This window comes from Zooshikella ganghwensis DSM 15267, from assembly GCF_000428585.1.
Classification (GTDB): Bacteria; Pseudomonadota; Gammaproteobacteria; order Pseudomonadales; family Zooshikellaceae; genus Zooshikella; species Zooshikella ganghwensis.
Genome location: NZ_AUAF01000002.1, coordinates 79,963 through 103,314, shown reverse-complemented (window position 1 = coordinate 103,314; position 23,352 = coordinate 79,963). Strand labels below are relative to the sequence as shown.

The 23,352-nt window shown below is 42.0% G+C and carries 25 protein-coding genes and 1 pseudogene; 10 read left to right on the top strand and 16 right to left on the bottom strand.

Going from position 1 to position 23,352, the window contains the following annotated elements; genetic code table 11:
- Nucleotides 1-69: 69 nt before the first annotated feature.
- The 4 genes from gloA to purM form a co-directional block, all read right to left on the bottom strand.
- Nucleotides 70-477, bottom strand: coding sequence for a lactoylglutathione lyase (gene gloA, locus F607_RS0101105; RefSeq protein ID WP_027706557.1), 408 nt, complete (start codon nucleotides 475-477; stop codon nucleotides 70-72).
- A gap of 22 nt (nucleotides 478-499) precedes the next feature.
- Nucleotides 500-1,216, bottom strand: coding sequence for a DUF3108 domain-containing protein (locus F607_RS27625; RefSeq protein ID WP_165773304.1), 717 nt, complete (start codon nucleotides 1,214-1,216; stop codon nucleotides 500-502).
- A 24-nt stretch (nucleotides 1,217-1,240) separates the two neighbouring features.
- A complete protein-coding gene (purN, locus tag F607_RS0101095; protein WP_212716237.1) occupies nucleotides 1,241-1,873 on the bottom strand; it encodes a phosphoribosylglycinamide formyltransferase in 633 nt (210 codons plus the stop codon).
- A gap of 108 nt (nucleotides 1,874-1,981) precedes the next feature.
- Nucleotides 1,982-3,052 (bottom strand): phosphoribosylformylglycinamidine cyclo-ligase, encoded by a 1,071-nt coding sequence (gene purM, locus F607_RS0101090; protein ID WP_051310650.1) that lies wholly within the window; start codon nucleotides 3,050-3,052, stop codon nucleotides 1,982-1,984.
- A gap of 356 nt (nucleotides 3,053-3,408) precedes the next feature.
- On the opposite strand from purM, the gene F607_RS0101080 reads away from it, so the two are divergent.
- The 4 genes from F607_RS0101080 (at nucleotide 3,409) to hda (ending at nucleotide 7,263) form a co-directional block, all read left to right on the top strand.
- On the top strand, nucleotides 3,409-4,635 hold the full coding sequence (locus F607_RS0101080; protein WP_027706554.1) for a DUF2066 domain-containing protein: 1,227 nt from the start codon (nucleotides 3,409-3,411) through the stop codon (nucleotides 4,633-4,635).
- A gap of 265 nt (nucleotides 4,636-4,900) precedes the next feature.
- Nucleotides 4,901-5,473: a CDP-alcohol phosphatidyltransferase family protein gene (locus tag F607_RS0101075; protein ID WP_230400350.1), complete on the top strand. Its 573-nt coding sequence runs from the start codon at nucleotides 4,901-4,903 to the stop codon at nucleotides 5,471-5,473.
- On the top strand, nucleotides 5,470-6,552 hold the full coding sequence (locus tag F607_RS0101070) for an AI-2E family transporter (RefSeq protein ID WP_230400349.1): 1,083 nt from the start codon (nucleotides 5,470-5,472) through the stop codon (nucleotides 6,550-6,552). The genes F607_RS0101075 and F607_RS0101070 overlap by 4 nt, the downstream gene beginning before the upstream one ends.
- 6 nt (nucleotides 6,553-6,558) lie before the next feature.
- Nucleotides 6,559-7,263 carry a DnaA regulatory inactivator Hda gene (gene hda / locus F607_RS0101065; protein WP_027706551.1) on the top strand — a complete coding sequence of 235 codons (705 nt, stop codon included), beginning with the start codon at nucleotides 6,559-6,561 and terminating at the stop codon, nucleotides 7,261-7,263.
- Between the two features lie 42 nt (nucleotides 7,264-7,305).
- Here the strand turns inward: hda and F607_RS27620 are convergent, their stop codons facing one another.
- From F607_RS27620 to arsC, 7 genes are all read right to left on the bottom strand, one after another.
- Nucleotides 7,306-7,947 carry a DUF3299 domain-containing protein gene (locus F607_RS27620; protein WP_051310645.1) on the bottom strand — a complete coding sequence of 214 codons (642 nt, stop codon included), beginning with the start codon at nucleotides 7,945-7,947 and terminating at the stop codon, nucleotides 7,306-7,308.
- A gap of 3 nt (nucleotides 7,948-7,950) precedes the next feature.
- Nucleotides 7,951-9,216 carry an ABC transporter permease gene (locus F607_RS0101055; protein ID WP_027706550.1) on the bottom strand — a complete coding sequence of 422 codons (1,266 nt, stop codon included), beginning with the start codon at nucleotides 9,214-9,216 and terminating at the stop codon, nucleotides 7,951-7,953.
- Nucleotides 9,216-9,962: an ABC transporter ATP-binding protein gene (locus F607_RS0101050; RefSeq protein WP_027706549.1), complete on the bottom strand. Its 747-nt coding sequence runs from the start codon at nucleotides 9,960-9,962 to the stop codon at nucleotides 9,216-9,218. The genes F607_RS0101055 and F607_RS0101050 overlap by 1 nt, the downstream gene beginning before the upstream one ends.
- Nucleotides 9,963-10,041: 79 nt before the next feature.
- Nucleotides 10,042-10,749 (bottom strand): ZrgA family zinc uptake protein, encoded by a 708-nt coding sequence (locus tag F607_RS27615; RefSeq protein ID WP_051310643.1) that lies wholly within the window; start codon nucleotides 10,747-10,749, stop codon nucleotides 10,042-10,044.
- Nucleotides 10,750-10,800: 51 nt separating this feature from the next.
- Nucleotides 10,801-11,058 carry a hypothetical protein gene (locus tag F607_RS0101040; protein ID WP_027706548.1) on the bottom strand — a complete coding sequence of 86 codons (258 nt, stop codon included), beginning with the start codon at nucleotides 11,056-11,058 and terminating at the stop codon, nucleotides 10,801-10,803.
- Between the two features lie 255 nt (nucleotides 11,059-11,313).
- The gene (locus F607_RS32430) at nucleotides 11,314-11,682 is read right to left on the bottom strand and encodes a DUF2069 domain-containing protein (protein WP_051310642.1); all 369 of its coding nucleotides are present in this window, start codon (nucleotides 11,680-11,682) and stop codon (nucleotides 11,314-11,316) included.
- The gene (gene arsC / locus F607_RS0101030) at nucleotides 11,679-12,041 is read right to left on the bottom strand and encodes an arsenate reductase (glutaredoxin) (protein ID WP_027706547.1); all 363 of its coding nucleotides are present in this window, start codon (nucleotides 12,039-12,041) and stop codon (nucleotides 11,679-11,681) included. The genes F607_RS32430 and arsC overlap by 4 nt, the downstream gene beginning before the upstream one ends.
- Before the next feature lie 169 nt (nucleotides 12,042-12,210).
- Here arsC and F607_RS27605 point away from each other — a divergent pair, with 169 nt between their 5' ends.
- Complete coding sequence (locus tag F607_RS27605) at nucleotides 12,211-13,539, top strand: YihY family inner membrane protein (RefSeq protein ID WP_051310640.1); 1,329 nt, start codon at nucleotides 12,211-12,213, stop codon at nucleotides 13,537-13,539.
- On the opposite strand, the gene F607_RS0101020 is transcribed toward F607_RS27605, so the two are convergent.
- Entirely contained in the window at nucleotides 13,498-15,048 is a 1,551-nt protein-coding gene (locus F607_RS0101020) for a hypothetical protein (RefSeq protein ID WP_157365341.1), read from the bottom strand. The genes F607_RS27605 and F607_RS0101020 overlap by 42 nt on opposite strands.
- Nucleotides 15,049-15,170: 122 nt before the next feature.
- Here F607_RS0101020 and F607_RS0101015 point away from each other — a divergent pair, with 122 nt between their 5' ends.
- Entirely contained in the window at nucleotides 15,171-15,626 is a 456-nt protein-coding gene (locus F607_RS0101015; protein WP_027706545.1) for a TlpA family protein disulfide reductase, read from the top strand.
- A 97-nt stretch (nucleotides 15,627-15,723) separates the two neighbouring features.
- Nucleotides 15,724-15,996 carry an acylphosphatase gene (locus tag F607_RS0101010; RefSeq protein ID WP_027706544.1) on the top strand — a complete coding sequence of 91 codons (273 nt, stop codon included), beginning with the start codon at nucleotides 15,724-15,726 and terminating at the stop codon, nucleotides 15,994-15,996.
- Nucleotides 15,997-16,028: 32 nt separating this feature from the next.
- Here the strand turns inward: F607_RS0101010 and F607_RS0101005 are convergent, their stop codons facing one another.
- Nucleotides 16,029-16,661 (bottom strand): lytic transglycosylase domain-containing protein, encoded by a 633-nt coding sequence (locus F607_RS0101005; protein WP_084611050.1) that lies wholly within the window; start codon nucleotides 16,659-16,661, stop codon nucleotides 16,029-16,031.
- 172 nt (nucleotides 16,662-16,833) lie between these two features.
- Nucleotides 16,834-18,564, bottom strand: coding sequence for a proline--tRNA ligase (locus tag F607_RS0101000; RefSeq protein ID WP_027706542.1), 1,731 nt, complete (start codon nucleotides 18,562-18,564; stop codon nucleotides 16,834-16,836).
- A gap of 128 nt (nucleotides 18,565-18,692) precedes the next feature.
- Here F607_RS0101000 and F607_RS0100995 point away from each other — a divergent pair, with 128 nt between their 5' ends.
- Together F607_RS0100995 and F607_RS0100990 are read left to right on the top strand one after the other, a co-directional pair.
- On the top strand, nucleotides 18,693-19,136 hold the full coding sequence (locus F607_RS0100995; RefSeq protein WP_027706541.1) for an HIT domain-containing protein: 444 nt from the start codon (nucleotides 18,693-18,695) through the stop codon (nucleotides 19,134-19,136).
- A gap of 11 nt (nucleotides 19,137-19,147) precedes the next feature.
- Nucleotides 19,148-19,348: a SlyX family protein gene (locus tag F607_RS0100990; protein WP_027706540.1), complete on the top strand. Its 201-nt coding sequence runs from the start codon at nucleotides 19,148-19,150 to the stop codon at nucleotides 19,346-19,348.
- A gap of 313 nt (nucleotides 19,349-19,661) precedes the next feature.
- Here the strand turns inward: F607_RS0100990 and F607_RS35375 are convergent.
- Nucleotides 19,662-19,850, bottom strand: a pseudogene (locus F607_RS35375) (cold shock domain-containing protein); the annotation flags it as partial.
- A gap of 1,099 nt (nucleotides 19,851-20,949) precedes the next feature.
- On the opposite strand from F607_RS35375, the gene F607_RS0100980 reads away from it, so the two are divergent.
- On the top strand, nucleotides 20,950-21,294 hold the full coding sequence (locus tag F607_RS0100980) for an HU family DNA-binding protein (protein ID WP_027706539.1): 345 nt from the start codon (nucleotides 20,950-20,952) through the stop codon (nucleotides 21,292-21,294).
- 126 nt (nucleotides 21,295-21,420) lie between these two features.
- On the opposite strand, the gene F607_RS0100975 is transcribed toward F607_RS0100980, so the two are convergent.
- Entirely contained in the window at nucleotides 21,421-22,752 is a 1,332-nt protein-coding gene (locus F607_RS0100975; protein ID WP_027706538.1) for an OprD family outer membrane porin, read from the bottom strand.
- Nucleotides 22,753-23,352: the final 600 nt, after the last annotated feature.

The window sequence follows — 23,352 nt, the reverse complement described above, 5'->3', positions numbered from 1 at the left end:
TAGAATGTATTTGGTAAATAATATCGATATGAAAAAACCCGCTGAAAAGCGGGTTTTTTTATTAAAGGCTTAACCAGAAAGCCCTTGCCCAGCATGTTTACTATTAATCAGTTCGATTGCATAGTTGTCTGGGTCTCGGACAAAAGCTATTTCAGTGGTACCACCTTTAACTGGCCCAGGTTCGCGAGTGATCACGCCACCTGCTGTACGAATCTGCTCACAGGTTTTGTATAAATCATCTACTTCAATGGCAATATGCCCGAAAGCACTGCCTTGATCGTACTGATCAACGCCCCAGTTGTAGGTTAATTCAATGACAGCGCCATCAGCTTCATCCTGATAACCTACAAAGGCCAGTGTATATTTATACTCAGTATTTTCTGACTTTCGTAATAGCTTCATGCCCATTATACGTGTATAGAAATCAATCGATTTATCTAAATCTGCTACACGTAGCATGGTATGCAGTAAACGCATTTATCATCCTCATTGGCTGGTTTTATTTACCTACTGGTTTGCCATTAATGGATGCTTTTTGCAGGTAAATATCATAAACCTTGCTTTCTTCAAGCTGTTGCAGGCGTACTAAAATATAGTCCCATTCTTTTGCAAACCAGAGTGTTGTTTCACGCTTTTTATTTTCGCGAACACGCTTCACTTTCACAGTTTTCAATTTGCCAAGCGGACTGTCAATAATTTCCTCACCAAGACGCTGGAAGGAGTATGTTTTGACTTCATCATCATCAGCTACTTTATAAGTGAGATCTTTTTTGTCATTAGCCAAGTCGAGCCTGAGCTGAAATTGGTAGCTTAAAGGGTCAAGGGTTTGCTTAGTGATCGCAAATGGTTTGACTTCTTCATCAGCCTGATTCTGCACTTGCATATTTTTCCAATCGAAAGTCAGGCTGTCTTCTTTCGTTTTGGCAAACCCACCTCGTTTATAGTGATAAGAGGTTGGAACGACATAGTTGTCTTGAATGCTAAATCTTGACTGCTCAGCAATATCAACAATCACAATGTCAGCGCTAAAACTAAGGTGGTAAGAGCCATCTTTGGCGACTGTTAGCTCCCGGCTTGCAGAGCCTTTAACAGGAATACTTGATACTTCAGCGCCATAGGTAGCTTTGTAAGGTTGTAACGTATCAGCATTGAGATAGGCTGTATGAGTAAAGCAAGCCAACCCAGCGGCTAATGCAAGTAAGCCTTTCGTTTTCATAGGCAAAAAAACCTTTGTTGTCATCTAATGTCTGATTTGAACACCTTGTGGCGGTAAAAGTTCGCCATCAAGAAGACATTTATTGTGTTCCATTTTTAATTTTCGTTCCGAGAACCAGGCGACTGCTTTAGGATAAATAATGTGCTCTTGTTGCTGTACTTTTTGAGCAAGTGTAGTTGCTGTATCTTCTTTTGTTACTGAGATAACAGCTTGAATAATGATTGGACCACCATCAAGCTCTTCGGTGACAAAGTGTACAGTTGTACCATGCTCTGTGTCGCCAGCATCAATGACGCGCTGGTGAGTATGCAGACCACGATATTTGGGCAGTAATGATGGGTGAATATTAATCATTCTTCCTGTGTAATGTCGCACAAAATTATCTGTCAATATGCGCATAAAACCTGCAAGAACGACAAGTTCGGGCTGGAAGTTATCAATGTTATTTTGCAGTGCCTGGTCAAAAGCATTACGGTCAGTGAATTGTTGGTGGTCAATCACTTTGGTGGGAATATTGGCTTGCTGTGCGCGCTGTAGGCCATAGGCATCAGGCTTATTGCTAATGACGGCGACAATACGGTAGTGGTGATCAGGTTGCTGATCGATTAAAGCCTGCAGGTTACTGCCATTGCCAGAAATTAATACAACAATATCCATAGAAAAAGTGTCCATAGAAAAGTTTATCAGCGATGAGCCAATTGTAGGAGCATCAAGTGGATGTCCAGGCAGGGCTAGTGTGGGTATGTCACTAACCCTGTTGAAAGGCTAAAACGACAGGTTTTGTACTTCTACCGCGTCATCATGTTTTTCTTTTGTTTGGATTTCGCCTACACGCCATACTGTTTCACCGGCAGCATCTAAATACCGAATGATGGCTTCGACCTTATCGATAGGTACACAGATCACCATACCTATACCACAGTTAAATGTCCTTAACATTTCTTGGCTAGTGATGTTGCCTGCTTGTTGGAGCCATTTAAACACAGGAGGTAAGTCCCAGCTGCCGCCATCAATAACGGCTTTGCAGTTGTCGGGTAAGACGCGAGGAATATTTTCAAGTAAGCCACCACCTGTAATATGTGCCATTGCTAATATTGGGTGAGTTCGCCAGAGCATCTCCAGTGAGCGCACATAAATTTGAGTGGGAGCCAACAAGCTGGCACCAAGGGTTGAGTCGCCAAGTGGTAGGTTAAGATCAGCTTTATTGTCTTTCAGTAGTTTGCGGATCAGTGAATAACCATTTGAGTGGGGGCCTGATGAGGCAAGTGCCAACAATTGATTGCCAGGCTCTACCTTACTACCATCAATAATCTTAGACTTTTCTACAATACCTACACAGAAGCCTGCAAGATCATAGTCATCACCCTGGTACATTCCTGGCATTTCAGCCGTTTCACCACCTATTAATGAAATGCCTGCAATTTCGCAACCTCGCCCAATGCCTCCGATAACGTCGGTGGCTACATCTACATTGAGCTGGCCAGTGGCATAGTAATCTAAAAAATAAAGAGGTTCTGCGCCACAGACAATGAGGTCATTGACACACATGGCGACTAGATCAATGCCTATCGTGTCATGCTGATTGAGCTCCATCGCAAGGCGTAGCTTGGTTCCTACACCATCCGTTCCAGAGACTAAAACGGGTTCTTGGTAGCCTTTGGGTAGCTCAAATAAAGCGCCAAAGCCACCAAGCCCGCCTAGGGCTTCCGGACGATGAGTTCTTCTGGCAATATGTTTAATGCGTTCAACTAAGCGGTTGCCTGCATCAATATCAACGCCTGCATCCTTGTAACTAACCGATGGCATTGAAGTCGATGGTTTGCTGCGTTCAGTCATGGCTTAAGGCCCAGGTAATGTGTGATTGGAATTAAGCGTTAAGACGAATTGTCTTAAAGTTGTGTCAATCTGTCTTGTTAATTAGACCACTTTTAAGTAACTTGCGCGGCACATTGCGGGTATTTTAGCAAGTGTTTGCTTGCCAGGCTATGTAACTGTTTATAAAGCAGTATCTATTATCATGCGTTCGTTATATGCCAAGTGGTTAAATCAGGAGGTATTAGACACAGCAGTTTGTACCTATCCAGGTTTTGTTATCAAATAAGGTACGACTAATGTGGTTTTTCTGTTACAAGGCCATTGGTATGCCAATGTAAAGCATTAAGTGCCTGCTGATCAGGAAGGAAAGTAAGACTATGTTTTCACGACAGCTAACATTTATTTTAACTTCATTCTTGTTACTTATTTCGTTGGTGGCGACGACCGCTTCAGCGGCATCGGATCTTTATCAAGCGAAAGTGCTGGTGCGCTCAACGGCTGAGCAAGATGAAGGTATGCGAGAAGGGCTTATTCGCGTTCTGCAAAAGGTCTCTGGTCAGGAGGGTATTGCCGATATGCCAGGCATTGCTGAAGCTATTAACACGGCAGATATGTATATTGTGCAGTTTGGATTTGAGTCAACGGATGAAACAACACTGTCGAGTGATGGTGTTGAAGTATCAGCAAAGCAAATGGTTATGCAGTTTGATAAAAAAGCCATAGAGCGGCTACTTAAAGATCATAGCATATCAGTGTGGCAACCCACGGAGCGACCAAATACATTGGTTTGGCTGATTCAGTCTGCATCAGGGGAGCGAACTCAGCTTGGCGAAAGTGATCGTCAGCACCCTTTATTACAAGCACTGACCAAAGAAGCCAAGCAAAAGGCTATGCCATTAATGTGGCCATTATTAGATTTAGAGGATGCTGCTGCTTTGGATGAAGTGGATATGTGGGGTTTATATGCAGATACAATTCGCACGGCTTCCCAGCGCTACAATCCAGGTGCCATATTAGCTGCACGAGTCTATGTGGAGGGTGAGCAGACCTACAGTGGTCGCTGGTTATTGCTGGCAGAGCAGACCCAAAAAAGTAAGTCATTTAGTAAGCTATCGGCGGATGAGTTAGCCGCTATGGGGGTTAAACTCGCAGCTAGCTTTTATACATCAAATATACAGGATACGGCTGATGGAAGTGACGCTATAGATAATGTTGAACAGCCAAAGGTGAACACTACAGATGTAGGGCAAATACCGGCTGCAACAAATAGTGACGATGGTTCAGCAACTGATAACAGTGTAGCTTCAACTACTACGTTGCCTGTGCCTATGGCAACGAGTCATGATGTTAGGCTAGCGGTTGATGGTGTTGAAGGGATAGATGCTTTTGCCGATATCAATCAGCTACTGAAAAACCTAACGGAAGTTAAAGCGGTGCACTTGGTTAAAGTATCTGGCGCTATGGTTGTATTTGATATTGATTTAAAGGATAACCGTACGAAGGAAAAACTGGTAGCCCGTTTAAATCGAGAGAGCAAGCTAAGTATATTGCCTCAACAAGCAGGCGGAGATCGCTTTGTACAGTATCAGTGGGTAGGGCAATAACCTAGATGGTAGGCTCTCATTTATAAATAGTATGATGGCTAAGTGTAAAAAGCTTAACCATCATAAAGTCATGATAAGCTTGAAAAAAGCATAAACTGCCTTATATAGGCTTACCAGAATGATTGGTTACGCTTTAAAATCGGGTGACAGATAAATCAAGCAAAAGTGAAAAGGGAAAAAACAAGTATTTAAGCGATACAGGCTGCTAGCTTTAACTATGGCAGCTTGTTTTTATATGTTCACTGTGAGCTGTAAAGTAATAAAGTTGACGGATACACACTTGGCATTACGTTATCTTCCTAATTTACTAACTATTATCAGGCTGTTGCTGATTATTCCCATCAGTTACAGCTTACTCATTGAGCGCTATCATTTAGCGTTGCTTTTGTTTATTGTTGCGGCCGCATCTGATGGGCTTGATGGCTTTTTAGCGCGAAAGTTCGGTTGGCATAGCCGTTTTGGCGCTATGGTTGACCCTTTGGCTGATAAACTAATGCTTATGGCGGCATATATTATGCTGACGATTCTTGGGCATTTTCCACTATGGCTAACAGCTACTGTTATTGTTCGTGATTTAGTCATTGTTTCAGGTGCTGTAAGTTATCATTTTCTTGTGGGCCAATATGAATTTAAGCCTTCTAGAATTGGCAAATTAAGCACATTTTTACAAATTATGCTGGCCCTGCTGACAGTAATGCATCTAACATTATTGACAATACCCACCTATATTTCTGTAGCTTTAATTTTTTCGGTGGCTGTTGTGACAGTCATGAGTGGACTGGACTATGTGTGGGTTTGGAGTCAAAAATACAGGCAGGAAACTAAGCGTAAATCATGATGACTTACACGCAGCGTTGGTTTTTGCTCAGTATGCTAGTACTCATTGGCATTCTGATCTATTTACTGAAACCTATCTTGTCACCGTTTTTGGTGGGTATGATACTCGCCTACTTGGGTGACCCTATTGCCGACCGGCTTGAAGCAAAAGGCATGTCTCGTACATTAGCCGTAATTACGGTATTTATTGTACTTTCTTTGGTTTTTGGCATTCTTTTACTGATTTTTATTCCACTGTTAGCCGGTCAGATTAAAACATTAATTCATCAGTTGCCTATTTGGGCTGCCTGGCTGGAAGAGAATGCATTTCCTTGGGTCTATCAGCACTTAGGCATCGACCCAGAAAGTTTAAAAGTGAATAATGTTACCCGACACATTGTGTCTAAATGGCAAACAGCGGGTAATCTACTTACGCCCATCTTAAAGTCAGCCACTGACTCTGGCGTCGCTATCATTACTGCGCTGACAAATTTATTTTTGATTCCTGTTGTCACTTTTTACTTGTTGCGTGACTGGGATGTTATGACGGCAAAAGTAGGCTCGTTATTACCCCGTAACTTAGAACCGGTTGTGGCTAAATTAGCGCTTGAGTGTGATGAAGTCTTAGGCGCTTTTCTAAAAGGTCAGTTAGTGGTTATGCTCTGCTTGGGAATAATTTATGCTGCAGGCCTATGGCTTGTTGGCTTACAATTTGCCATTATTATTGGGCTAACCGCTGGACTGGCAAGTATTGTTCCCTATATGGGCTTTATTGTCGGTATTGGCATAGCGTTGGTGGCTGCCGTGTTCCAGTTTGATACCTGGCTACCCTTTGTTGGGGTTGTTGTGGTATTTTTGGTGGGACAGGCTTTGGAAGGAATGGTTCTAACGCCTCTGTTAGTGGGAGACAGGATTGGTCTACACCCAGTGGCGGTGATTTTTGCCATTCTTGCTGGTGGTCAGTTATTTGGCTTTGTGGGGGTGCTGCTGGCACTGCCGATTGCTGCGGTTATTATGGTGCTGCTACGACATTTAAAAGATATATATACGTTAAGTGCACTGTATCATGCTAATCAGCAACCCATAACCCCTGATGAATGAGTGTTTATGAGTTCGCCAATTCAGCTGCCTCTTGGAATACAGCTTAGAGATGATGCGACATTTGCTAATTTTTACAGTGGCCGGAATCAGCCTGTAGTAATGGCATTGTCCCTTGATGCTGCGGAGTATGGGCAAGCAGAACCTTACGTATTTATCTACGGCTCACCAGGTGTTGGGTGTAGTCACTTATTGCAGGCTGCTTGTCATGAGGCAGACTTACATCAGTTAAAAAGTGTTTATTTGCCGCTTGCAGAGCTTTTGCCATACGGCCCTGTGGTGTTGGATAGTTTGGAAACACTGGATGTGATTTGTATTGATGAGTTACAGGCTGTAGCAGGTAATCGTCAGTGGGAAGAAGCATTATTTCATTTATTCAACCGAGTGAAAGATGCAAAGCGTCGATTATTAATCGCAGCGTCATCGCCACCTAAAGATATTGGAATTAATCTACCGGACTTACTTTCTCGTCTTTCCTGGGGGGTTGTCTTTCAGGTTTTGCCCTTAACGGATGAGGAAAAAGTAACAGCGCTTCAGCTCAGGGCACATATGCGTGGTTTAGACGTGAGTGATGAAGTGGCTCGCTATATTTTATATCGCTCACCACGAAGCACACAGGCGTTATTTAGTGCACTTGACCAGCTAGATAAAGCATCCTTGCGGGCCAAGCGCAAATTAACCATTCCTTTTGTTAAGCAAGTGATGGATTGGTGATCACCTTCTTGTGTTTTGATTAGTCCCTCTTACTGAAAAACACTACTTGCTTTTTTCCTGTCCGTTTTTGCCTTCAGTACTTTTGTCTTTAGTGCTTTCGCTTTTAGCTGATGTATTAGCTTCTTCTGCTTTTTCAGCCGCAGCAGCCTGTTCAGCATCTTCTTCTGTATAGAGTGTAATTTGAGAAGCTTTAAGTGCATAACTAGCTTCAGCAATATCGGTACTGACTTGTGCGATGGTTAGCTTACCGGTTATCCAGTAAGGCTCATACAGTGCATCAGCCTGGATGACAGCTTTTTCTGAGGTCACATGAATGATTTGGTTAGGTGGTGGTGGTGGGACATGAATACATGCACCTAAGAATGGTACGAGTAAGAACTCCTTAACGGTACCTTCTTTACTCATATCCAAAGGTACGATATAGCCAGGAATACGAACATCCTTCTGGTTTAAGTCCATTACGACAGGCGCAGAGAGTTTTACTTCGGTTTGCTTTTGTTCCTTTTCAAGTAGCGTTGATGTTAGCTTATCAATAGTAGCAACATCTTGTTGCTCGATATACGCTTTGCGTAGCTCTTCAGGAATAAGGTCCATCCAGTCTAACGTCTTAACGTCTGCCATTGCCGTTAGTGGGAGTATAAGTAATAAGCTAAAAGCTAAGTGTTTTAATCGCTTTGTTAACATGAGTTAAACCCTTATTGTCATTCCGTCTGCTAGAGAGTTTTTATAAGCACGCCAAGCAGGTATTAACCCCATCAGTAAAGCGCTGCTAATAATGATCAGGATTAGAAGCCACTCATAGTGAGTAAGCGGAGTAATGGCTAAGGCCACGCCATAATAATTGCTGATAATGGGCTGAGTAATCAGCATCAGTAGATAAAGCAGGCTAACACCTAGGGTGCAGCCAATAGTGGCTAGCAGTCCTGCTTCTGTCATCATCAGTGAAAATATATGAACTGGACGTGCTCCCACTGAGCGCAAAATAGCCATCTCTCGTCTTCGTTCATTTAGAGACATTAAAATTGATGTCAACATGCCAATAAGGCCGGTAGCGACAACAAACGCAGATATAATTAACAGTGCATGTTCCGCGACAGATAAAAGACTCCATAGCTCTGCTAAAGCAACGCCTGGTAGGACGGCTGTCAATGGCTCATCTTTGTACTCATTGATTTCCCGCTGTAATCGAAACGTTGTTATTTTACTTTTTAGCCCAACCAGAGCGGCGGTAATGGTTTTGGGTTCTAATGCCTGCTGACGAGCTTGCTCGGCGGTGACTCGAGGTTTACCCATTGCAGGAACACCATTTTCCCAGCCTAAATGAATAGCTTCGATGCCTGCCAGTGATACATGAATGGTTTGGTCTACGGGGGTACCTGTTGGGGCCAATATACCCACAACGGTAAAAGGCTTATCAGAGTGTTTCATAAAGCTGGTTTTACCAGCACCATGAGCCAGCACAATCGACTCGCCCACGGAGTAGCCCAGTTTTTTTGCCACATCAGCCCCAATGACAGCATCAAAAATGTCAGCAAAAACTTTGCCTTGGCGGATTTTTAGCGGCTGATGGTCACCGTATTGGTAATGGGTAAAATAACCCTGATCTGTTCCTAAGACGCGAAATCCCTGATGCGAGTCTCCAAGAGAAAGGGGGATTGTCCACTTTACTAGCGGGTGTTGCTGTAAATGCTGATAGCTTTTCCAGTCGATGTTATTGGTTGCATTACCCATGCGAAAAACACTATACAACATGAGTTGTACAGGACCTGTCCTAGCGCCAATGACTAAGTCAGTACCTGATAAAGTGCTAAGAAAACTGCGTTTAGTTTCTGTACGAATTTTTTCAACACCGAGTAGCAGTGTTACGCTGATGGCTATTGCTAAAACAGTTAATAATGCGGTTATTTTTCGGTTGAGAAGGCTTTGCCAGGCCAGTTTAAGTGTTGGTGTCATTAGCTCACCTCCTTCATCTGCTGGTTGTCACCTTGATGGCTAAAATGATGGGGTGTGGCTTTGTTGATGTCCATTAGAGAAAGGGTATCGTCAAATAAAGTCTCTAAAGTCGGGTCATGGCTGACAAAAAGCAGGGTTGCCTGGTAGGCATCACATACTTCAAATAACAGTGACAAAAAGCTTTTTCGAGCATCGTAATCCAATGCTGATGTGGGTTCATCGGCAATGATGATTTCTGGACCACCTATCAGTGCACGTGCTGCGGCTACGCGTTGCTGCTGACCAATACTGAGTTCAGTTACAGGTTTAGACAGTACGCCTTTGGGAAGGCCTAAAGTCTCGACGAGTTGCATGGCTTCAGACTGAGGGGTTGCTTGTTTCTCCTTAATACGTTGCTGTCGCTTTTGAGAGAATCGGCAGGGTAGCGTAATATTATCCAAGACAGATAAATACGGCAGTAGGTTAAACATTTGGAAAATAAAGCCAATATGTTCACTCCGAAAGAGATCGCGCTGACTATTACTTAACTGGGTGATGTCATGCCCAAGTATGGTTATCTGTCCTTGTTGCGGTTTTAAAATACCGCCAAGCAGTGCCAGCAGGGTAGTTTTACCACAGCCGCTAGGTCCTTTTATAAACATCTTATGACGTTTTTTAATGACTAGCTCATCAATTTGCAGGATGGGCTGATCTGTCTTCCAGGCGAACTGTAGTGCTTGCAGCTGAATAATCGCATCACTCATCATGGTTTGTTTCCGTTTGCTTAGGCGTCACTTCAGCACACCTAAGCATAATCATTTAAATTAAATAGCGCTGTTTACCGGATCACTTGTTGAGAGGAACACGTTGTTGCTTGCTATTTAACTCCAACTGGGTTTGATGGCTGCTGGTAATCACTTGCGTGTTGACATGCTCTAAACCTGGAAACTGTTTGAGTAAACTAATATTTAATTGCTTGATATCTTTGCAGGGGCTGAATTTATAGTGTGCCTGAATATCACTATGATTGCCCCCTTCCTCTTCGTGCTCATGCTCATTATGGTCATCCTTATGGTGATCATCCTCATGATGCTTATCTTTTGAAGCGCTTGCTAGTGACTCAACTAGCTCTCCTTCAAACTCTATATGCTTGAGCTTACAGGTGCTAGGAAGACCAAAGAGTTGATGGGCTTTTTTAAGCTCACCTAATGCGTTATTCAGTTGTTTAAACTGTTCGTCATTTTCAGGCATATGCTCAAAGCCTACCAGGTTCATCGCAGGGGAGAGCAGTTCAACCTCTAATGTATTATCGATATAGGCAATATTGAGTGTGGCACTTCCATGCTCATGGGCACCATGTTGACGTGTTTCTGCTGAAGCAGGGAGTGCAAGAAAAAAAAGCAGTGATGCTGAAGTGATAGCTTTGAATGGTGTTTGCATATATATGCGCTCCAAATAATGATGCTGAACCTGTGGTAGTTCTGTTGCTAGTGAAGAATGCACTGCTACGAAGACGCTTGTATACAACAAGCGCTGGGAGTCAGTACTTGTCATTTACAGAAAAACCATCAAGTTGTTAATAAGTGTGTGAGGTAGCGTTGCTAGCTAACAAGCAATCATTGGTGGCGCACGAATAACAAAGGCAAAAAATGTGGAATAAGTTATCTGAAAGACATGGTATTGAGTGTAGGTAGAGTGTATTTGAGATGATAGATGCTTGACAGGTTGAGCGGGTACACCGGCATTGCTATGAAACTGGCATAGAAAGCATGGGCCACTCTCCTCATGGTCTGAATTGAGGTGGATATGACCTTGCCAGGTGGCAATAACATAGCATATAGCCAGTCCTGCCACGATAAGCATGTTGATTCGCCTAAGGAAAGGTTTCATTGCATTATCAGTTTAACACTAGGGATTACCTAAGAACGGAAAATCTACCAGATGAATAAAATGTTATAGTATAACTTTTCTTCTGACAATGATGATTATGTTTGTCTGTGATCACTTAGGAGTAAACACATAGAGTCAGGGGGATAAGCGAGCTTTTAATCACATGCTGGTTTAAGTAGTGGCACACTACAGATAGAAGGTGGGTGGGTTCTGGGATAAGTAGGGCCTCTAGTGGGCCCTGTAAAACCAGCGAATATATAGCATACTGGTAATAAACATAGTGGAACTGGTGAGCGTTAAAAACCAGTTTTGCCATTGTTCAGGTGTTTGCCACGTCGCGAGCACACCTGCGGTAAAGTAGATTGTTAGGATAAAGCACAGCCAGGCATAGGTACGAGGCTTACCGTGAAAGACTCCGGGGAATAACAGAGACAAGGGAAGCAGCTTAACCAGCGTGATAACTACTAAGGATACACCTTCAGGTGGACGTAAAAGCCAGGTATCCAAGATTAAATAGAGAATTAATGTAATGTATAACGCTTTGGTCACTATGCTCATACTGTGGTGCTTGATGGCGGTAACATTTGCCGAACTCATGTTAGTGAAGCCAGTAAGGGTAAAACATTTTCAGGTGGCCGCCCTATAATGGCCTGGTTGTTGGTGACGACAATAGGTCGTTCTAACAATCTAGGGTGCTCAGTAATTGCAGCTAGAATAGCTTCATCGCTAAGACTTTGGTCAGCCAGGTTTAAGCTTTTATACTCTTCTTCTTTGGTTCGCAATATATCACGGGGATGAATGCCAAGTTTTTTGATGATGTCTTGTAACTCTGGCACTGTTGGCGGTGTAGTTAAATATTCTACTATTGTTGGCGTATGCCCCTGGGCTTCAATAAGCGCTAATGTCGCGCGTGATTTTGAGCAGCGGGGGTTGTGATAAAAAATCAGTTCACTCATATGATGCCCTAGTAATGATTAAAGGTTCTTTTTGGCTGTGTAGAGTTTACCTTGCCCCTAAGTAAGGTGGAAGGTAAGTGGTACGATTAAGAAACTAGTATCATGTTAAATACAATACATTTGTAATGTACCTTTACTGGTAGGCATATAAAACTACTGGAGCTTTTGCATGGAATTGATGATGGTATTGCGTAAGCTTGCCGTATTTGCCCGTTATATTGGCCAGCGTTTTGTTCAGGATGGCTGTTTACAAAGCGCTGCGGCACTGACGTATACAACACTTTTTGCTGTTGTGCCATTAATGACTGTTACTTACAGCATGCTTGCAGCAATTCCGACATTTCAGGGCGTGGGTGATGAAATTCAGAGTTTTATATTTAGTAACTTTGTGCCTTCCGCCGGTGCGACAGTACAGTCATATTTAGCTGACTTCTCTACACAAGCACGTAAACTGACGTTTGTGGGGGTAGCATTCTTGATTGTCACTGCGTTGCTGATGTTAAAAACCATAGAAGAGGTGCTCAATAAAATCTGGCGTGTAGAGCAAGGACGAAAAGGGCTTGCCAGCTTTTTATTATATTGGGCTATTTTAAGCTTGGGACCACTACTACTGGGCTGTGGGTTTGCGCTGACATCATATATTACTTCTGTCGAACTTATTATGGATGCGACGGATTTAATTATTAGTCGTCAGTGGCTGTTGCAAATAGTACCTCCACTCCTTACGGCTGCAGCATTTTGCTTGATTTATATCGCAGTACCTAATCGCCCCGTTCGTTTTAAGCACGCATTATTAGGCGGGCTATTAGCGGCAGCCTTATTTGAACTGGCAAAAAAAGGTTTTGCGTTATTTGTTTCTTTATCGCCAAGTTATGAGCTAGTTTATGGCGCATTTGCGGCAGTTCCTCTGTTTTTATTATGGATTTACCTTTCCTGGAATATTATTTTGTTGGGAGCTGAGTTAGTAAGAGCTTTGAATTTTTGGCATGATTTGCAGACCCGAGAACCTTTACCCACATCTCTTGCCGTTATTGTTATTGCTGAGGTATTTCGGGTGCGATTCCAGCAAGGACTGACGACAAGCTATCAACATATGCACCAGGCTAATTGGCCAGTAAGTCAAGAACAGTGGGAATTATGTACTAAATGGCTGTATGAGCAGGGTATTATCACCAAAGATGATAGTGGAGAGCTGATTCTTGGGTATGATTTAGCTTTGGTTAATTGCTGGTCATTTTGCCGTTCTATCCCTTGGCAACTTCCCAGTGAAAATGAGCTAAGTCGTATCCAGCAACAGTCATGGCCTGAGTGGTTAGGATTTTTAGTAGCACGTATTGCCCATATTCACCATTATGCAGAGCAACAACTACCCATAACGCTAACACAGCTTTTTGATTACCACTCAGGGAATCAATTAGGGTTCGAAGATACACATCATAATACTGACCTGTATCCCTCAAGCAACGTAAGCTTTAAAGGAAAAACGGTCAACACATGATGTATGCTGCAGTAAGTCATCAGCTTGAATATCATACTCCTTGCCTTGCTGAGGTACTTCTAATTGCAGCCCTTTACCTGCAATGTAGACGCCAGCATTGACTAAAACGCTATGCTGCTGTCGGCCATTAACCTTGTTTGTAACAAGTAAGCCATCTGTTGTACGTTGGGTTTTACTTTTTTCAGTAAGTGTTTTGAGTGTGATAGGACGAACTAAGCCGCGAATGTATTCTACACCCACAAGACTTTCCTGTGCTTCAGTGTCTTGTTGTTGCCAGCGGATAATGCCCAGTATCCAGCGGGGGTGAGATTGCTTATCACTGCGCATGGCAATGACTTGGCCATTATGAAAGTCAGAATAATTAACATGGGTTAATTTTAGGCAAAACCCGTTTTCACTTTCGTTAACCATGCGGCCTGTTGTGCGGTGTAACTGACTATCCTGTAAAACTTCTTTTTGTTTTTCTGGTGATAGTAACTGATGAATGGTATCAACGCCCCAGACAATAGCAGTAAATGAATTACAGGGAATGCGTAACCCTAAACGATGTCGGCTTTGGCGCCATACTTCTTTTACATTGCACAATAACTCAATGACCTGCTGAGTTTTTGTCGCTGTTGGGATGCCGATTTCAGCGGGCCGATGGCCACCTGCAAGTGTACTTACATGTTGGTCAAGAAGGGCAACAAGCTTTTCAGGAAATAAGTAGCGAATAGGGTCATCACTCCGCTGCGAGTGACTAAAGGCATTATGTGGGCGTTGCTCACTATTGAGATTAATTGAAAAGTATTGCGAAGGGTCAGATTGCTCAGAGCTATCTGTCATCCTGGCATAATTAGCATGCTTGCCTAAATAAGAATAAAGGAACCAGGCTTCACCTGGTGCTAAATGATAGGGGTTGGCCATTTCAACCAGCATTATTTGCTTGTACAGTTCTTCGACATTTTCGCCAGCTATGGGCTGAAACTGTCTTTTGACTGCAATTCGATAAAACTTGTGGTCTTCTGCAAACTTAAATAAGTGATTGACTTCTTTCCAGAGGTACAGTCCGGGTTGGGTAAATGTATCATAATGCTGCATCAGGCATTGGCAGAGATAAAACATAGCCATATAAATAATATCAGCCATTGGCTTATGGTTCATGTCATCTCTGCTTATGGCTTCTTGCAGTATTATTTTATAGCCAAAGGACATTTCTTCCTTTAGCTCAGAGAGTTTGTGCTGCTCAGTAGGTGTAATCTGCTGTATATACTGCTGGCTTTTAGAGTGGTAATAATCATTAATATTGCGAAAGGTGTTATCAAAACACTGCATTATGCCTAAGCGGGCAGAGTCGCTGAATTTAGTTCGATTTATAAGAGAAAGTAAGGCACAGGCTTGCCGCAAAGCAGCAGGCATATTGGCGAGAGGAAGTTCTTTTAACTCTTGTTTTATGGCCTTTGGGGAGCAATTGATAATTGCACTACGAGTAATTTGTTGTTTTGGTATATATAATTCTAGGCTGCTCATTGGCATAAGCTCTCCTTACTGCTATCGCATGCAAAGGATATTCGCGTTATTATCCACCTCGATTCAGTAAGTATTTAATTAATGCACTTATAATTCTCCACTCAATAACTAGTGACAGCCTTATGACGATTCTACATTTCAGAATAGTTCTGCTTTTGTTATTTTGTCTAAGTCTAATTGGTTGTAATCGTCCTGATTTTTATGACAGCTACGGGAAACCACTTGATATTACTGATTATCAGGGACAGTGGTTACTGATTAACTACTGGGCGATATGGTGCACACCCTGTATAAAAGAAATTCCAGAGCTTAACAAAATAGACACACAAGCCAATGTGAGTGTACTTGGCATTAACTTTGATAATATTGAAAATATTACAGAGTTACAGCAACAAGTTGCTCAGCTGAAAATAGCGTTTCCTGTGTTTAAGCAAGACCCAACCGCTCAGCTAAACTGGACAAGACCTCAGGTGTTACCTACGACGTTAGTAATCAGCCCCAAAGGAAAGGTGGTGAAACAATTGGTAGGTCCGCAAACACTAGAATCAATAAAACAAGTAATAGCCGCTGCTCAATAAAAATAGCTGATTGGTTTGCTTACGGTTTTCTAAGAGATGCTAAATAGCCTTTTTTTAACAATAAGGATTAAATTGTTGAGAGTAAAATGGAGTTTTTATGACAAAAATCTGTAAAAAAGCGTGGGTGACTGGGCGAGTTCAAGGCGTGTGGTTTAGAGGTTCTACTCAGCTTAAGGCGGTACAGCTAGGGGTTACTGGTTATGCATACAATCTTCCTGATGGGCGAGTAGAGGTTGTGATGTGTGGCGATAGTCAAGCGGTGAATTCGCTTGAGGCTTGGTTGTCAAAGGGCCCCCCGATGGCTGATGTACAGCATATCGAGGTAAGTGAAATACCGTGGGAGGATTATCATGAATTTGGTGTGCGCTAAAGGCTTATTACATGAGCAAAGTAGTGTAGTGATTATTGGGGATACCAATATTTATACATGGCGGTCATAACTTTGCGGGGATACCAGGTTTTTCCAAGACTGCCGTTATAGCGCGCTAAAGCTCGAATTAGATCGCCTCGTTCTTTCTTTATATAGTGACTTAAAATAGTACATCCGTAGCGTAAGTTGGTGGCCAAATCAATCAGGTTATCTTGCGGGCGGCCTATTTCGTTTTTCCAAAAAGGCATCACTTGCATTATTCCCTGAGCACCTACTCTGGAAACAGCAAAACGATTAAATAAACTTTCTACATGAATAACAGAGAGTACAAGTTCAGGCTGTAATCCTGCACGGGTTGCTTCTTGGTGGATCATTTTGAGCATGGCTAGCCGTTTATCTGGTGCTTTGACAAAGCGAGCCATACGAGAATTCATATCCACAAGCCACACTTCAGCATCATATTTATCATAAAAGCTAGAGGCTTCACTGACGGTCTTTTTTAATAATGAGCGGATTTCTGCGTCAGCGGGTTGTTGTCGACCAGCAAAACCTGGTTGAACAAATAAACTCAAAAAAAAGGCAGCCAGACATAAAGCAGTTTTGAAGTCTAGTTGAAAAAGGGTATCGTTTTTAAGTTGATTTGATATAACGTGAAGTTGCTGCATAAAAGTTAATGACCAAAAGGCAATCCTGCCAGATTTTACTTATCTATACCTTACTTGTTGCATTATATTTTTGAAAAGTAAAATACTGTTAAGTTACACGAATAGGCGATGAGGTGCTTAAGTGAAGTGCCCATTGGGCACTTCATATCGGATGTATCCGATAAGCATTTTATTAAAGTGTAATTTTATCTTTGAAAAAATCGACAATTTCAGATACAGGTACAGTCGTAGAATCTTCTGCAGAGCGGTGCTTATATTCAATAGTACCTTCTGCTAGGCCGCGATCACCAATCACTATACGGTGTGGCACCCCAATAAGCTCCATTTCTGCAAATTTTACACCTGGGCTGGTTTTACGATCGCGATCATCGAGCAAAACATCAAAACCTGCAGCAGTAAGTTGTTGATAAACCTGTTCTGTTGTAGTTTTAACCTGCTCTGATTTATCCATTTTCAGTGGCACAATACCAATTTGGAAGGGTGCTATCGCGTCGGGCCAGATAATCCCATGATCATCATTTTTTTGCTCTATGGCTGCCGCTGCAATACGTGATACACCAATACCATAGCAACCCATCAGCATAGTCACTGACTTACCCTGCTCATCTAAAACGGTTGCATTCAGTTCCTTGCTGTATTTAGCACCGAGCTGGAAAATGTGTCCTACCTCAATACCTCGCTTGATAACAAGCTCCCCTTGGCCACAGGGGCTTGGGTCACCATTGACGACATTACGAATATCGGCAACGGTTGTATATTGGCAGTCACGGTCCCAGTTGGCACCCGTATAGTGGTAGCCATCTTCATTGGCACCACAGATAAAGTCAGCTAAGTGTGCTGCAGAGTGATCTACCACAATAGGAATAGATAAACCCACTGGGCCTATGGAACCAGGCTGGCAGTTGAGTTGTGCTTGTATTTCTGCATCAGAGGCAAATGTGAGTGGTTGAGCGACAGAGTGGATATTTTCAGCTTTGACTTCATTCAGCTGGTGATCACCGCGAATTACAAGTGCAACCAGTGTTGTATTACCTTGTTCATCTGGGTTGCCATGGACGACGAGTGTTTTCAGTGTCTGTTTTGGTTCAACTGAGAAAAAGGAGACAATATCCGTAATCGTATGCTGATTAGGGGTTTCTACTTTAGATAACTCGGCTGTAGCCGCAGGGCGTGCTGTTGTGTCTGGTAAGGCAACGGCTTTTTCAACATTTGCAGCGTACTGACTGCTATTACTGAAGGCGATAGCATCTTCACCTGACTCTGCCAATACGTGAAACTCATGTGAAGTGCTACCACCAATACTCCCGCTATCAGCAACTACTGCGCGGTAATTGAGGCCCAAACGATCGAAGATATTGCAGTAAGCAGTATGCATGCGTTCATAGGTTTGCTGCATGCTGTCTTCATTCAGATGGAATGAATAAGCATCTTTCATGACAAACTCACGGGCACGCATGACACCAAAGCGGGGGCGAATTTCATCACGAAATTTAGTTTGAATTTGGTAAAAATTAATAGGTAATTGCTTGTAACTACTGAGTTCGTGACGAGCGATATCCGTAATGACTTCTTCATGAGTCGGCCCTACACAAAAGTCTCGTTGGTGACGGTCTTTAATACGTAGTAGCTCAGGGCCATATTGCTCCCAGCGCCCAGACTCTTGCCAAAGCTCTGCTGGCTGAACGGCAGGCATTAATAGTTCAATTGCCCCAGCTTTGTCCATTTCTTCACGAACAATACGTTCAATTTTGCGTAAGGTACGTAAACCCAGCGGTAACCATGTATACAACCCTGAAGCCAGTTTTCGTATCATTCCTGCACGCAGCATCAGTTGATGGCTGATAACTACGGCATCAGTAGGCGTTTCCTTTAAGGTGGGAATAAAGAATTCAGTTGTGCGCATAGTTGGCTACCAGTTGTGTTCCAAAAAGCAGGTATTTTACGGTGCATTGCTGCGGATTGCTATGATCACATATTATCAATATCTGTGATTAGTGTATTTTTATGGTGTTGATGAGAGGATAGCGAAAGATGGAAGTAACGAAAGGTTTTACTTTAGCTGAACAGTTACAACAGGATACGATTAAGGTTGGGGACTTTTCTTTATCATCCTTGTTATTAATGAATGATCAACGATACCCGTGGTTTATTTTAGTACCTCGTGTGCCTGGTATTGAAGAAATTTACCAACTTTCAGCCCAAGATCAACAACAGTTGTGGTGGGAAGTAAGCTACATTAGTGAAAAGCTTAAAGATATTTTTGCAGCAGATAAAATGAATATTGCTGCACTGGGTAACAAAGTACGTCAGCTGCATATTCACATTATTGCTCGGCAACAGTCCGATGATGCCTGGCCAGAGCCAGTATGGGGTAAGTTACCCGCAAAAGCTTATGAGCCAGAGGCTGTAGAAGCGCTTAAAGCACGTTTGCACACGGTATTTACAACGTATTTAACTTACGCTACAGAGTGTTAAAAGGTCTCACGATGGATCAGATGCTTATTGATTTACAGACGCAAGTGGCGTTTCAAGAAGACTTGTTACAGGCACTCAATAAGGTGGTTGCTGAACAACAACAGTCGATTGATGCCTTACGACGAGAGGTGGATTACCTTAAGGACCAGTTACAAGTATTGCCTGAGTTAATTCAAGCTTCACAGCAAGCTGAGAAGCCTCCACATTATTAATCAATCCCTGTTACCCATAAGATTAGGTAATGGGGGGGCGAAAAGTAGCATCAGTTAAATGAAGCAAAAGCGCATTACCTGCACAGCATTTTTTGGGCTGTGCAGGTAGCGACTTTTCTGATTTAAAAAGAAGTACTAGCGTTATTTAAGCCACTCTTGTTAGATCCTGTAATGCTTCTGTAGATCTAACATTTTTGTGGGCTCTATTGAGACAAATCCTTGTTTGCCTACATTATCAGTCGTTATTACTTTGTGGGGGAGGGGGCGTATCTTCACCATACTCCAAGTGGAACATATCAGGTGGAGTACTGACCACATCCTCAGCCTGTAAACCTTTATCACGAGCGGTTACCAGAAATTCAACCTGCTGACCTTCTGTGAGAGTACGGTGTCCTTGGCCGCGTATTGCTTTGAAGTGAACAAACACATCATCACCTCGTGCTCGAGAAATAAATCCAAACCCTTTACTGACATTAAACCATTTAACAGTTCCTGTTTCCCGAGCAGCTGTATTCCAAACAATGTTGGCGTGTAGCCGGAAGTTATGCCAATGAGCGCAGGCGGAAAATACTACACCAAACAGCATTAGCCAGATTATATGGAGGCTTTGAAAAAGAGAAGAGTCTGTGAGTGCTGTAATCATGCTGGCTAACAAACTAATAAGTAACAGTATGGAGCCAAGCAGCTGAAGCCACCATAAACGTTGTGATAGCGGTAAGCTGAACAGGCTGCCGACCAGGAGATTGATGAGTGAAAGGCTTAACATATTCAAAGCATCTATTGAGGGTAGAGGCATATGTGCTTCTAGAAAAAAAATAGGCACACTAATTAATGTTAACAAAAAGGCTATAAGCCCAAGATAACAATGTACGATGCGGAGTAATTTGGCTAATTTCATATTGTTTATATTTAATTTTAGTGATGATTAAAAAAGTTAAGTGATGGCTTGCTCAAAGAGTAAAAGGGGTTAACCAGAAAAGCGATTGAAAGCCATCACTAGTACACAAAGCAAAAAGTATATTTATACTACTGTCATAAGTTAAAGCACTAGGCTTTACTCCTTAAGTGTAGTCTAAGACATTGAATCTGTAGGAGGATTCTAAGCTGACATATTAACTAAGTCAGGCTAAACCTGTTGTTTATGTAAAAAAAGAAAAAGAAAATGTTATTTTTCAGTATAAAAAGCGTGCGTCCTGGAAAGACTTGTATTATAGTTTCCTGCTATGATGATAAGCTTTTTAAGCTGTAATCTAAGAGATTTTGTGTGTGCTAAGTACTATTGCGTATACAAGCTTTTTACCAAACTGTGTTGAGTAACAAGTTGGCTCAATCGTTTGGTTTAGTGTACTTCCCAAATACACAGCATTGTCTTACATACTTAGCGACAGTCATTATCTGAATCCATTGTAAAGACAAAGCGAACTTTATAGATTATTTTGTCCCAAATGATAATTGACCTTTTATCAAGGATAACTGACTGAAATCTAAAGTGTTTCTATAGGCATACTCTTTAGTTGACGTATATTACAATGAAAGAGTTAAAAGCCTGGAAGCATGGTTCGTTTAGTTAAAATATGTTTTATTCTTGGAGTTAAATAGCAATGGCACAAGCAAAACGCAAAGCACCTGCTGCTATCAAAGAAAAATACACTAAAACTCAGTTACTGAATGAGTTGGCTGAGACTACTGAGTTAGCCAAAAAAGATGTACAGAATGTGTTGGATGAGCTTGCAAACGTAATTGAGCGTCATATCAAAAAGCGTGCTTGCGGTGAGTTTACACTGCCTGGACTCCTTAAAATTACAACTAAGAAAAAACCTGCAGTTAAAGCGCGTAAAGGGGTGAATCCTTTTACAGGTGAAGAAATGATGTTTAAAGCTAAGCCTGCTTCTATGCAAGTAAAAGTACGTGCATTGAAAAAATTGAAAGACATGGCTGAAAGCTAAGCTATTTTAAGGTGCTGATCAGCATCTTAATTGTAGTGTTTTGTAAAATGCACCCACTAACGGGTGCATTTTTTGTTTAGCACAGCGTATTTAGCACCGATTTTTCTAGCATTAAAAAAACAGTGGTTATATTAATGGTAATGTGTAATTAACAATAATGCGGAACTCGTCAATGGCACCACCATTACCCATGGATTGATGGGAGCGGTAGGTTGCATGTCGTACTCTTATATCCATACCTTTTAAATGCCCACTCGGTACTTGATAACGTAACTCAAGGTCTCGTTCCCACTCGGTATATTCATCGTTGGTACTGCTATCAAAGGGTTTGGCATCGTTGGCGTAACCATAACGAATCAGACCTGTAAGACCTGGAAAACCAATACCAGAAAAGTCATAATCAAATCGAGTTTGCCAAGATGTTTCATCCTCAAAGTTAAAGTCTGAATATTGGATGCTATTGAACCACCAAGGATCACCTTCAGCAAAATAATCAAAACCACTGTCACCTGTTAGGTTTTGTGAAATAATAGTAAATTTTGAGTAGTCACCTAGTCTAAAGGCTAAGCTAAAGCTAAATAAATCATTATCAATACCTACTGAACCTGGATTGTCATCATTAAAGTTTCCAGTGTCTTTTTGTCGCTCCCAAAGTCCTGCAACGTCAATGTTTAACCAGTTATTAAGTGGAAAGCTATAACTTGCTTCTAAGTGATAAGCATTATAGGCATCCTTAGCTGTCAATGCCTGAGCGGCTAAATAGAGACCATTTTCATAGGTATAATCCATGCTTAATGTATATGCATGCTCAATTTTATCTCGGCTAATGGCAAATCCGTATTCATAATGGATATCATCAAAGCCACTATCGTCTTTATCTTTGGCTTCGTATATTCCCAGTAAATTTACATTAAAACGATCAACAGGTTGGCTATGAATATGAACTGCAGAAAAAGCAGAAGGTTGTGAGCGGCTATCTGAATACAGGGCCAAAGGGGTTTCAAATGTTTGGCGGCCAGCCTTTACTGTCGTATTCCAGAAACTTTCTAGATTAAACTTGATAAGTGCTACGCCGAGTGATGAGTAGCTTACTTGATCTGCATCTTCCTGGGTAATTGTTAAAGCATTTCTACCAGTTCCTTTTCCACCATCTAATTTAAGTGTGTTCCAGATAGAAAGGTCACTGCCAATCAGGTTATGCCAGTATGGAGACTGATAGTCAAAAAGAAATGATTGGGTCCAGGCTTTGCGTTTACCATCTTGGTTGCCCGCTCTAATGTCACCATTTGCATGGCGGTAATCCCGGTTGAAGTAGTAATTTCTAAGCGTTAAATCAAGTTTGGCTTCAGAGCTGTTTGCATGAGCTGTAGTATTATAAATACTGAGTGTACTGTATAAAAAAGTATAAAGTACCAGCCTTGATGAGGTATTTAGTGGTGTAATTTTAGATAATTGCATAAACAGCTCCTTATGTTTATACCCACAGTAAAGGATTTTTGGTGGGGCTAGTCTGGTTTGTTAAGGCTAGCGATAGCAACCACAACTCTTTTCAAAGTGCTGAGGGAGGCAGTTAATTGCTCCTGCATTGCTCTAGTGGTAGCACACATAAAATTGATTAGCCAAGGGTATACAATATATTTTCCATTTATACACTCATTAATACCCTTAACTATGCATGGATACTTTTCGCAGCCGGTATTCAGGAGCAAGGTTATTGTTTGCAGATCTGTATTAAATATAAATTAAAAGAATATTTATAAAATATAAATATACTCTTCGCGAATGATTTTTAGGCTTTGTTACCATCGCTCTTGACCGCCAAGGATGGTGGCAATGCAGTTTATGCAGGAGCATTTAACTGCCACCCCAGTCATTTAGTTTATCTAAACTCCTGGGGCTTCATCGCTCGGTGGCCTCGCCTAAATAACCCTTCGCTGTGAGTATATACCACTTTATTTTGACACCTAAAAACGATTCATTATGGGTTTATATAGCCACAAGGAAGGATACATCTACAACTTTCGTTTCAAATAAAAAACGCTGCAAATGCAGCGTTTT